At 34.9% G+C, this 10607-nt stretch carries 9 protein-coding genes and 1 pseudogene; 5 read left to right on the plus strand and 5 right to left on the minus strand.

Features of this window, described 5'->3' with window-relative positions; all coding sequences use genetic code 11:
• The first annotated feature begins 2 nt into the window (after positions 1 to 2).
• The 5 genes from R3L15_RS14215 to R3L15_RS14235 all read left to right on the plus strand — a co-directional run bounded on the left by R3L15_RS14215 (position 3) and on the right by R3L15_RS14235 (position 4242).
• Positions 3 to 503, plus strand: coding sequence for a DUF2975 domain-containing protein (locus R3L15_RS14215; protein WP_338732457.1), 501 nt, complete (start codon positions 3 to 5; stop codon positions 501 to 503).
• Positions 504 to 505: 2 nt separating this feature from the next.
• Positions 506 to 712 carry a helix-turn-helix transcriptional regulator gene (locus R3L15_RS14220; protein ID WP_125466682.1) on the plus strand — a complete coding sequence of 69 codons (207 nt, stop codon included), beginning with the start codon at positions 506 to 508 and terminating at the stop codon, positions 710 to 712.
• Between the two features lie 133 nt (positions 713 to 845).
• Positions 846 to 2105 (plus strand): Y-family DNA polymerase, encoded by a 1260-nt coding sequence (locus R3L15_RS14225; RefSeq protein ID WP_338732458.1) that lies wholly within the window; start codon positions 846 to 848, stop codon positions 2103 to 2105.
• Positions 2099 to 2539 (plus strand): translesion error-prone DNA polymerase V autoproteolytic subunit, encoded by a 441-nt coding sequence (locus R3L15_RS14230; protein ID WP_338732459.1) that lies wholly within the window; start codon positions 2099 to 2101, stop codon positions 2537 to 2539. The genes R3L15_RS14225 and R3L15_RS14230 overlap by 7 nt, the downstream gene beginning before the upstream one ends.
• Before the next feature lie 47 nt (positions 2540 to 2586).
• On the plus strand, positions 2587 to 4242 hold the full coding sequence (locus R3L15_RS14235; protein ID WP_338732460.1) for an MFS transporter: 1656 nt from the start codon (positions 2587 to 2589) through the stop codon (positions 4240 to 4242).
• Between the two features lie 5 nt (positions 4243 to 4247).
• On the opposite strand, the gene R3L15_RS14240 is transcribed toward R3L15_RS14235, so the two are convergent.
• The 5 genes and pseudogenes from R3L15_RS14240 to R3L15_RS14260 form a co-directional block, all read right to left on the minus strand.
• The gene (locus R3L15_RS14240; protein ID WP_338732462.1) at positions 4248 to 4781 is read right to left on the minus strand and encodes a hypothetical protein; all 534 of its coding nucleotides are present in this window, start codon (positions 4779 to 4781) and stop codon (positions 4248 to 4250) included.
• Between the two features lie 84 nt (positions 4782 to 4865).
• Positions 4866 to 5159 carry a F0F1 ATP synthase subunit epsilon gene (locus R3L15_RS14245; RefSeq protein WP_338732463.1) on the minus strand — a complete coding sequence of 98 codons (294 nt, stop codon included), beginning with the start codon at positions 5157 to 5159 and terminating at the stop codon, positions 4866 to 4868.
• A gap of 50 nt (positions 5160 to 5209) precedes the next feature.
• A complete protein-coding gene (gene atpD / locus R3L15_RS14250; RefSeq protein ID WP_338732466.1) occupies positions 5210 to 6718 on the minus strand; it encodes a F0F1 ATP synthase subunit beta in 1509 nt (502 codons plus the stop codon).
• Positions 6719 to 6889: 171 nt separating this feature from the next.
• Positions 6890 to 8494: a G-D-S-L family lipolytic protein gene (locus R3L15_RS14255; protein ID WP_338732467.1), complete on the minus strand. Its 1605-nt coding sequence runs from the start codon at positions 8492 to 8494 to the stop codon at positions 6890 to 6892.
• 12 nt (positions 8495 to 8506) lie between these two features.
• Positions 8507 to 10607 (minus strand): annotated as a pseudogene (locus R3L15_RS14260) (TonB-dependent receptor plug domain-containing protein); the annotation flags it as partial.

A 10607-nucleotide genomic window follows, 5' to 3' on the forward strand; every position in this document is an offset into this window, starting at 1 on the left:
TTATGAAAGCATTAAATATTTTAATTTTTACCCTATTTACAATATTACTTATAGCTTTATTAGGGAATGTAGTGTTGTCAATTTTAGGATTGGTTTTTGAAAAGGATGTTTTGCATTTAGGGCACTTTTCTTCTGAAGGAGTGCCCATTTATATTAAGCTATTAGCATTGGTTAAAGGATGTGTGTTTTTATTATTCTGTTTAGGGGTTTTTTATTTGATGAAAATTTTAAATCGACTATCAAAATCTAATTATTTTTCAGAAAAACATGCTCAACTTTTTAAGACAACAGGAGTATATTTTATTATTTCAGGAATATTAGGGTTTTGTTCAAGCTTATATCCTCTTCTATTTTCTTTTGATTTTTCACATTGGCAATATTTGAATTTTGATTCTAAAAACCTATATATTGTGTTAATTATTGTAGGGCTGTTTTTTATTGTTTTTGGTCGAGTTACGGCTCATGGATATGTTATAAAAAAAGAAAACGATTTAACCATATAATTATGCCGATACAAATAAATTTAGATGCTGTATTGGAAAAACGAGGCATGAAAAGTAACGAACTAGCAGATATTATTGGCATTACAACAGCCAACCTTTCTATATTAAAAACAGGAAAGGCAAAAGCTGTACGTTTTTCAACATTGGAGGCTATTTGTAAGGCATTAGATTGTCAACCAGCAGATATTTTAGAGTATGTTCCTGATTGATTTTATAAAGTCTTTCGTCTTTTTACATTCGACAAATAAATAGTTAGCCTGTTAAAATCTTTCTATTATCTTCTCCTATTTTAGGGCAACTCTTTTTTAATTTTGTGTTGTTGATTGCTAATTGTTCACTGTTATGTATGCCTTGGTAGATTGTAATAATTTTTATGCATCTTGCGAACGGGTTTTTAACCCAAACTTGCAAGGACAACCAGTGGCTATTTTAAGTAATAACGACGGTTGTGTTATTTCTCGTAGCGACGAAGCAAAAACATTAGGATTACCCATGGGAGCGCCTATTTTTAAATGGGAAGCATTTTGTAAACAAAACAACATTCGCGTTTTTTCTTCTAATTACCCGTTGTATGGCGATATGAGTAGCCGGGTTATGAGTATTCTTAAACAATTTACCCCAGATGTTGAAGTGTATAGTATAGACGAAGCTTTTTTGCAATTTAAAGGATTTCAGTATTACGATTTTAACGACTACGGCACCCAAATGCGTCGCCGTATTTTAAAATGGACAGGTATTCCAACCTGTGTAGGTATTGCTCCTACAAAAGCATTAAGTAAAGTGGCCAATAAAATAGCGCGTAAATTTCCAAATGAAACAAATGGTGTGTATGTAATTAACTCTGAAGCCAAACGGATAAAAGCGCTAAAATGGCTTAAAATTGAAGATGTTTGGGGTATTGGTCGTCGTTTAGCAAAACGATTAAAAGCAAAAGGCTGTAATACAGCTTTTGATTTTACGCAATTACCTAATGATTGGGTAAGGAACAATTTTTCTGTAACAGAACTAAAGTTAAAAAACGATTTAGAAGGGATTCCAAGTATTCAACTAGATGAAGTGACCAATAAAAGAGCTATTGCTACAACACGAAGTTTCGAGTATACGTTTTCAGATATAGATAATATTAAAGAACGTGTGTCTACTTTTGCCACAAGTTGTGCCGAAAAATTGCGTAAACAGCAATCTAGTTGTTATATGATATTAGTAACTTTAAGCAGCGATAGGCATAAAAAAGAAGCAGAACAACATCGTACGAGCAAGACGATTCATCTAGCATATCCAACAGACTCGACATTAATTATTAGTAGTCAAGCTGTAAAAGCGGCAATAAATATGTTTAAACCTGGTATAAAATATAAACGCGCAGGTGTTATTGTTATGGGATTAGTGCCAAATAATAATTATCAATTACATTTATTTGAGCATGAAAACCCTAAACACAAACCATTAATGTTAGCTATAGATAAGCTAAACAAAAAGTATAAAGATTATAAAATAAAATTAGGTAATCAGGATTTAGAACGCACTTGGAAAATGCGCCAAGAGCGGTTATCTTTAAAATACACAACAAATATCAACCAAATAATAACAGTAAAATGCTAGCTAAAGAAACGACAAACCTAACTTTTTTTCTACCAGATACTAGTAATAGTGAAGGTGCTATTTTTTTTGATTCTGGTATCTCGGCAGGATTTCCATCGCCAGCAGACGATTTTAAAGAAGAGCGTTTATCGTTAGATAAAGAGCTAGTAAAAAACAAAGAGGCTACATTTTTTGCTAGAGTTAGTGGGCAAAGCATGATAGATGCAGGTTTAGATGATAACGATTTATTAGTGATAGATAGAAGCCTAGAACCTGAAAACGATAAAATTGCGGTTTGTTTTTTAGATGGTGAGTTTACCGTAAAACGCCTAAAAGTAGAAAAAGATGGACTTTGGTTATTACCAGCTAATCGTAACTATAAGCCTATAAAAATTTCGCCTGAAAACGAATTTGTCATTTGGGGAATTGTTACAAATGTTATAAAAAAGCTGTAACATTAGAGATCAATTAAAAAAGACTATCTTACAACAAATTAAAAAGAATGACCGAACAAAAAAACTACAATAAAGCACTGTATACGTTAGTTACAGTGTTTTTCTTTTGGGGATTTATTGCAGCGTCCAATGGCGTATTTATACCTTTTTGTAAAACTTATTTCAATATCGATCAGTTTCAATCTCAACTAGTAGACTTTGCGTTTTACGGGGCTTACTATTTTGGAGCTTTGTTCCTGTTTGTTGTATCGAATACATTAGGTAAAGATATTATGAATAGTTGGGGATATAAAAATGGCATTATCTACGGTTTGTTATTAAGTTGTTTAGGAGCAGTAGCCATGTTTCCTGCTATTAATGGTGCTAGTCCTGGCGATTCTAATGTGTTTTATTATGTGCTTATTGCGTTGTTTGTTGTTGGTTTAGGGTTCTCTTTACAGCAAACAGCAGCCAATCCATTTGCCATTGCTTTAGGCGATCCAGAGAAAGGAGCGCATCGTTTAAATTTGGCAGGAGGTGTGAACTCTTTTGGAACAACCATAGGCCCGATTGTTATTGCGCTTATTTTATTTGGTTCTACACCAAAAACGGGAGCCGAATTAAAACAAATGATAGATAACCATGAGATTTCATTATCAACTATTCAATACCTTTATTTAGCTGTTGGTGGGTTATTCCTTTTAGCGGCAGCCTTATTTTTCTTTTCAAAAAAATTACCACAAGCCAAAGCTAATCCAGAAATAATAAAAGCGCCTAATGCAGTTAAATCATTATCTATAATGACGGTTTTACTAGTGATATGTTTCTATTTTATTTTTGATCAATATACAGGAACGCCAAATAACGATTTTATTTTAAAGTTATCCATTTTAGGTTTGGTTACTGTAGTAAGTGTCTTGTTAATCTCTAACTATTTAGCAAAGAAGAATAGTGAAGGATGGGGCGCTATGCGTTTTCCGCAACTTGTATTAGGGATGTTAGCTATCTTTACTTACGTAGGCGTAGAAGTGACTATTCAGAGTAATTTAGGTGAATTGCTCAAGTTTGCTACCAATACGATAGATGGTGTTTCTTACAATGCTTTAGGCTTAAGAGCTATGAATGATTCTGAAATAGCGCCTTTAATCTCCTTGTATTGGGGTGGATTAATGATTGGGCGTTGGGCTGGAGCTATAACAGTGTTTAATCCTTCTAATAAACTAAAAACATGGTTATATATCCTAGTGCCTTATGTGGCTTTTGGTGTGGTGCTTTTTGTAAACTATATTACAGGATTTAATGTGTCTAACTTATTTTTATTTGCAGTATGTATCGCCATACAAATAGGCGGATTTTTCTTAGGCAAAGACAAACCAGCGCTAACCTTAAAGATTTTTGGACTATTAGGTCTTGTTGCTGTGCTAATAGGCATGTTTACTAGTGGTTATGTAGCTCTTTTTGCTTTTATTAGCGGTGGGTTGTTTTGTTCTATTATGTGGCCTTGTATTTTTGCTTTAAGCATAAAAGGATTGGGTAAATACACCTCACAAGGATCTGCGTTTTTAATTATGATGATCTTAGGTGGTGCAATAATTCCGCCTTTACAAGGGAAATTAGCTGATATTATAGGAATATTACCTTCTTATTGGATTGCTGCTTTATGCTTTATTTATTTAGCTTTTTTCGCTCAAAGAGTAGGTGTCATTACAAAAGAGGTTAAATAAGTATTTTAAGACAATTGTTCTTTCCAGTTATCTTTATCAACCCATTCGTAGGGATGCTTCACGGCGTTTAATAAGTTAATATTTAACTGTTCAGAAAGCTCAAAGCCTACAATAAAGGCATCGGTAATACTTTGCCTTTCGTAAAGTTCAAGATGTCTATTACTATTGTACCATAAATTAACTTGATAGGTATAGCTTCCGTCACTTAATAATTGTTTAAACACAGAAACATAGTCGTAGTTTTTTATAGTTTTCCATGCACCAATTTTTATAGGGCCTATTTCATAAGTGGGTTTTAATTTAGAATTTTTAAGATCGATATAAATTCGTTTTTGTGATGAATAACCTATGGCTACAGGAATTAAATAAAAGCTTATAAATAATTGTTCTGCAAATAATTGAATGATAGTGTTATTTATAAAAAATTGTAGCATGAAAGAAAGTATTATAGCAAAAGCTCCTGTAAAACATAATGAAGCAAGAATAATTTGCCAATATGGTCTATTTCTTTCAGAAACAATAATGTCATTATTTTTCATGTCTATAAAAGTAGACATAAAAACTAAAAAAGCCCGATAAATTAATTATCAGGCTTTTTTATTATTGGTAAAGTTTATTATTCTTTAATCTGCTAAGATAATCACTTTGTTGTCTTTCATTTCAATGGTTCCAGATGTGATTTCAACAGTTAATACTTTATTATCTGCTTTTTGTGGCACAATACTGGCATGTAAATCATCTATCACCAAGTGATTTTGAGAATGTGTGTGAATTTGTATAGTTCCCTTTTTTAGTAGCGATACAATAGGTGCGTGATTATTTAACATTTGAAAATCACCATTTACACCTGGTACAACTACAGAATCTATTTCTGAACTAAATAATGTGTCTTCTGGGGATACAACTTCTAAATACATAATTTTATAATTGATAATTGATAATTGTCAATTGATAATTATCAATTGAATTACGCTTCGGCTAACATTTTCTCTCCAGCTTCAATAGCTTCTTCAATAGTTCCTTTAAGGTTAAAGGCCGCTTCTGGTAAGTGATCTAATTCACCATCCATAATCATGTTAAAGCCTTTAATAGTTTCTTTAATATCAACTAACACCCCTGGAATACCTGTAAACTGCTCAGCTACGTGGAAAGGCTGTGATAAGAAACGTTGTACACGTCTTGCACGAGATACGGCTAATTTATCTTCTTCAGATAATTCTTCCATACCTAAAATGGCAATAATATCTTGTAATTCTTTATAACGTTGTAATAACTCTTTTACGCGTTGTGCACAATCGTAGTGCTCATCTCCTAAAATATCAGCAGTTAGAATTCTAGATGTAGAATCTAATGGATCTACCGCTGGGTAAATACCTAACTCAGCAATTTTACGAGATAATACGGTTGTTGCATCTAAGTGGGCAAAGGTTGTTGCAGGTGCCGGATCCGTTAAATCATCTGCAGGTACGTAAACCGCTTGTACAGATGTAATAGATCCTTTTTTAGTTGATGTAATACGCTCTTGCATCGCACCCATCTCGGTTGCTAATGTTGGTTGGTAACCTACAGCAGATGGCATACGACCTAAAAGGGCTGATACCTCTGAACCTGCTTGTGTAAAACGGAAAATATTATCTACGAAGAAAAGAACGTCTTTTCCTTGTCCGTCTCCAGCACCATCACGGAAATATTCAGCAATAGTTAATCCAGATAAGGCTACACGAGCACGTGCTCCAGGAGGCTCATTCATTTGTCCAAATACGAACGTTGCTTTAGAATCTTTCATAGAAGCTTTATCAACTTTTTGAAGATCCCAACCGCCTTCTTCCATAGAATGGATAAAATCGTCACCGTATTTAATAATTCCAGATTCTAGCATTTCTCTTAAAAGGTCGTTTCCTTCACGTGTTCTTTCACCTACACCAGCAAATACCGATAAACCACCGTGACCTTTTGCAATATTATTAATCAACTCTTGAATTAATACTGTTTTACCTACACCAGCACCACCAAATAATCCAATTTTACCACCTTTTGCATAAGGCTCAATCAAATCAATTACTTTAATACCTGTAAATAAAACTTCAGTAGAAGTTGATAAGTCTTCAAATTTTGGTGCTTCCCTGTGAATAGGAAGTCCGCTGTCTCCAGCTTTAGGTAAATCACCTAATCCATCAATAGCATCACCAATTACATTAAATAAGCGACCATAAACATCATCGCCAATTGGCATTTGGATTGGAGCTCCAGTTGCAACAACTTCGGTTCCTCTACTTAAACCATCAGATGAGTCCATCGCGATAGTACGTACAGTATCTTCACCAATGTGAGATTGTACCTCTAGTACTAATGTAGAACCATCAGGTCTGTTAATTTCTAATGAATCATAAATTTTTGGAAGTTCAGCCTCAGAACCGAATTCAACATCGATAACTGGACCTACAATTTGTGCAACTTTACCTGTAACTTTTGACATTACTTATATGTTTAATATTATGCAATTTAAATCTTTGAAAACACATCTAGTTTTCGCGCTGCAAAGATATGTTTTTTAATTTAAATATAAAGTCATTTTTCATGGCTTTTTTAAGCATAAAAAAACACCTTCGTATTGAAGGTGTTTTAGTTATCTTTTGCAATGTATTTCTTATTGTAAAGATGGTGAGTAATTTGTTGGGTAATTACCTGCGTTTAATAAGTTCCCCGAAGCTTCAAAATTACTACCATAAGTTGCATCTATAGCTTTCATCATCTCATTTGCCATCACAGCATAACCTCTTGCAGTTAGATGTACACCATCTAAACTTATTAAGCCGCCTGTTACAAGACTTGTATTTAATGTGAAATCTCCAGAAGAAAGACCAGTTGTGGAAGCTTCTTGAAGAATACCTTTAAAATCGACTAAAGCTAATCCATTGGCATCAGCTAAAGATTGAATTGTTGCATTGTAAGCATCGGTAGCTGTCATTACAGCTTGTTGCTCATTAGGTATTAATACCCATTTGTCTTCTAGTGGCAGAGTAATACCTTCTATTGCAAATTGTCCAGCAAGTGCAAGAGGTAACCCTTGACCAACTAATGCAGTCGCATAATCTTCGTTAACTGTACCAATTACAGAGCTGCTTGGTAATACAAATAAATCTTCAGCTGTTGCTTGTCTTGTTTGGCCATAAGTTTGTCCTAGTAAACCAGCCACTAGTGGAGCAGCAGATGGTGGAAGACCAAATTGTCCTATAAAAGCAGGAAAGGTTGGGCTAGCCATTAAAGCGCCTGTAATTTGAGCTGATATATCAGCTAAACTTTCATCTCTAATAACTACGGCACTAGCTTCTGTTTCTGAAAATACAATAGCTCGTTCAGGTTGTCCTAAAGCAACATACACTTCATTTAAAGCCCCAAAAATCATATTTAATGTTGGTATTTGTGGACCAAAATCTGGGTTTGAAGGCTCTAATGGATTATGTGGAACAGTTGTAAAATGTGCTAAACTTGTAATATAAGGGACATTAGCAACTACACCTTTTGCACCATTAGCTGTTAAGGCATCTATAGCTGCAGAGAATGAAGCGGCAAATACAGTAGGATCTGTTATGTCGTTTCCTGCATATGTATTAGGGTCCATGTTACCTGTTTGGTCAACACCTGTTCCGCCAGATGTTGCATAAGATAAAACATCGTTTCCTCCAATTTCTGATAGTGTGAAAAAGCTAGGGCCTTGTGCAGCAGCGTCTCCTAAAACGGTAGCCGAAGCACTTGAAGCCATTCTACCAAAATATGGATTTAAAGTGCCATAACCTGCAATACCCATATGAAAACTTTTCATGCCTGGAACACCATAATTATTAAAGGGACCAGTAACTGGTGTTGTAATTTCTGTTGTTGGTGTAGCAGGAAGTACAACAGGACCCTCTCCATCAAAATAAAGTCTAGGAGCTGCCGCTAACATGCCACCTGCTAAAAACCCACCAATATTATCATTCATTAATGGTTGATTAAAACTACCACCACCTAGCATAGCAAATTTTTGCGATAGCATATTTGGAAAGGAGTTATTTTGACCTGCAATAAACAAGGCGTTATCTGTGAAGCCAGCTGAAAAAGATGCACCAACGGCAACATATTTAGAAAAATCGGCTTCACCAGCTGTTAGAGCTGGTAATGGTTCGTTCATGCTAGAACTATCGTCATCACTACTACAAGCAACAAAGCCTGTTAGTACTGTGGATAGTAAAATGTATTTTAACGTTTTCATTGTCATAATTTTTTATAGGTTGTTAATTGTCCATGATAAATAGTACATTGAACCAATGTAACCTGTACCAATAGCTGTAAAGTATTCGTCACCTAATATATTAGTTGCACCTGCTTTAAATGATGATTTAATAGAAGGTACTCTGTAGTTAATTTGTGCATCTAAGGTGTGGTATGCTGGAATTTCTCCATCACCAAATGTAGCTTGCCATTTGTAATGGTCGCTCCATCTCCAAGCCACATTAAATCCGAAGTTTTTAAATACATCGGTGTTACCTAAACCTAATTTCACTTTGTGTTCTGGTGTGTTAAAGTTTGTTCTAAAGTCAGGATATTTGTCTTCATCAAAATCTTGTTTAGAGTAAGTGTAGTTAGCACTTAAATCGAAGTTGTTAAGTACTTTTGTTGATACGCCAACTGATCCACCAAAGGCATTTACATCGGCTGGTGAGTTAGTATAGGTTTGGTAGATCACATAGTCATTAACATCAACAGAATTTATAGCATCAGTAGTACCAACATCACCTATAAGTGGTGCAGCTACATTTTCACCAGAGATAAAATCTTGGTATTTATTGTAATATACGCTTAAATCTACGATAGTTCTGTCTAGTTTACCACGGTAACCCACTTCGAAAGAGGTTACTTTTTCTGGCTTAACAATTTCAGAATTACCAATTTCTAATAACGAAGAAGCTTCATTAACGGTCGCTCCATTTTTTCTCGCAGCTTCAAATGCTAAAACTGATGATAAGGTGTAGGAGTTATTATAAGCAGCAGAACCACTTTGGTAAATTCGTTCACCAGTTGTATTTGAGTCATGAGGCCTTACATAGCGTTCTAAATTATCAGGTGCAGAACCAACTAATATGGCACGACCAGCATCTAATCCAATAAATAAATCTTGGGTGGTAGGGTTTCTAAATCCTGTTTGGTAAGAAGCTCTAATATTATGGTCTTCGTTAAGTGTAACACCGGCTGATAATCTTGGTGATACAAAACCATCGAAAAATTCTGATTTATCGTAACGGATAGATCCTGTTAGCTTAAGTTTTAAAGATTCGTTTAAATCTAATTGTTTTTGTAATTGGGTGTAAACACCAAATTCGTTATAATCGATGTTGCCATCGTAATCGGTGTAAATAGTTCCCGAAGAATTTAAGCTATATTGTCTAAAAGACCCTCCCTTGTACTTCAACAACATCCCATAAGTGACTAAAGTTATAATTAGCATCGGCATGATAATATTTTGAAGCATCTTTAAATTGTGAACCCCTGCTAAAATCAGGATCTGCAATAACTTGATTAAATGTTCTTTGAAAAGCTGGCGTTCCTGGTTCTAAACGTCCAGACTCAGCCTGATTTCTCGCTGCAGCATGTGCTTGTTCGTCTGTAGCACCTCCTAAAGTAGCTCCCACATAGGTGTTAATATATTCGCTAAACCATTGTTCATTGCTCTTCCAAGCACGGTTAATGTTAATACCCGTAAATACCATGTCATAAGAATCTCCAGCTTTATCGGCAACTACATAACCTCTTACAAAAAAGTTGTCGTTTTTACTTCTAATTTGTGTTGTTGTTGCGTAAAGCCATCAATATAATAGCGGTTAGTTCCTTGATAAATGGTAGATCCTGTTCCTATTTTACCTATGTATTGAATCTCTAAATCGTCTCCCATTGGGCGATAATATAATCCCCAATCGGCTTTAATACTTTCGGCATTGTAATCGGTTAAATCGGCTTCATTATACCCAGTTCTACTCACGTCTACATTTGGAACAATGCCTAAACCTCCAGCTGCATCTCTAATATTTGTAGACACCTCATCACCATAAACATTGTAACCGTCATAATTTAATGAGGCTCTAGAGTTTCCTGTCCCAGGTTTTCCTTGCATATTGTTTGCCATCCAGTCGGTTCCTTTTAACCATCCAAAATTGACTTTTGCCGCAAATTTATCACTAAACTTATAAGCCATTCTTATACCTGAATCTCTATATGTATTGTCTCCAGCGGCATCTTGAGAGGTGATACCTTGTTTGTGGTAAGCACTAATACCTTGATGATCGAAAGGGTTTTACTTCTCATAAATAAAATACCATTAAAGGCATTTG

The sequence above is a fragment of the Mangrovimonas cancribranchiae genome (genome assembly GCF_037126245.1).
In the GTDB taxonomy this organism is placed as follows: Bacteria; Bacteroidota; Bacteroidia; order Flavobacteriales; family Flavobacteriaceae; genus Mangrovimonas; species Mangrovimonas cancribranchiae.

Coding starts and splice junctions, on each gene's coding strand:
- R3L15_RS14215 (WP_338732457.1), top strand. CDS start 3: ATGAAAGCATTAAATATTTTAATTTTTACCCTATTTACAATATTACTT.
- R3L15_RS14220 (WP_125466682.1), top strand. CDS start 506: ATGCCGATACAAATAAATTTAGATGCTGTATTGGAAAAACGAGGCATG.
- R3L15_RS14225 (WP_338732458.1), top strand. CDS start 846: ATGTATGCCTTGGTAGATTGTAATAATTTTTATGCATCTTGCGAACGG.
- R3L15_RS14230 (WP_338732459.1), top strand. CDS start 2,099: ATGCTAGCTAAAGAAACGACAAACCTAACTTTTTTTCTACCAGATACT.
- R3L15_RS14235 (WP_338732460.1), top strand. CDS start 2,587: ATGACCGAACAAAAAAACTACAATAAAGCACTGTATACGTTAGTTACA.
- R3L15_RS14240 (WP_338732462.1), bottom strand. CDS start 4,781: ATGAAAAATAATGACATTATTGTTTCTGAAAGAAATAGACCATATTGG.
- R3L15_RS14245 (WP_338732463.1), bottom strand. CDS start 5,159: ATGTATTTAGAAGTTGTATCCCCAGAAGACACATTATTTAGTTCAGAA.
- atpD (WP_338732466.1), bottom strand. CDS start 6,718: ATGTCAAAAGTTACAGGTAAAGTTGCACAAATTGTAGGTCCAGTTATC.
- R3L15_RS14255 (WP_338732467.1), bottom strand. CDS start 8,494: ATGAAAACGTTAAAATACATTTTACTATCCACAGTACTAACAGGCTTT.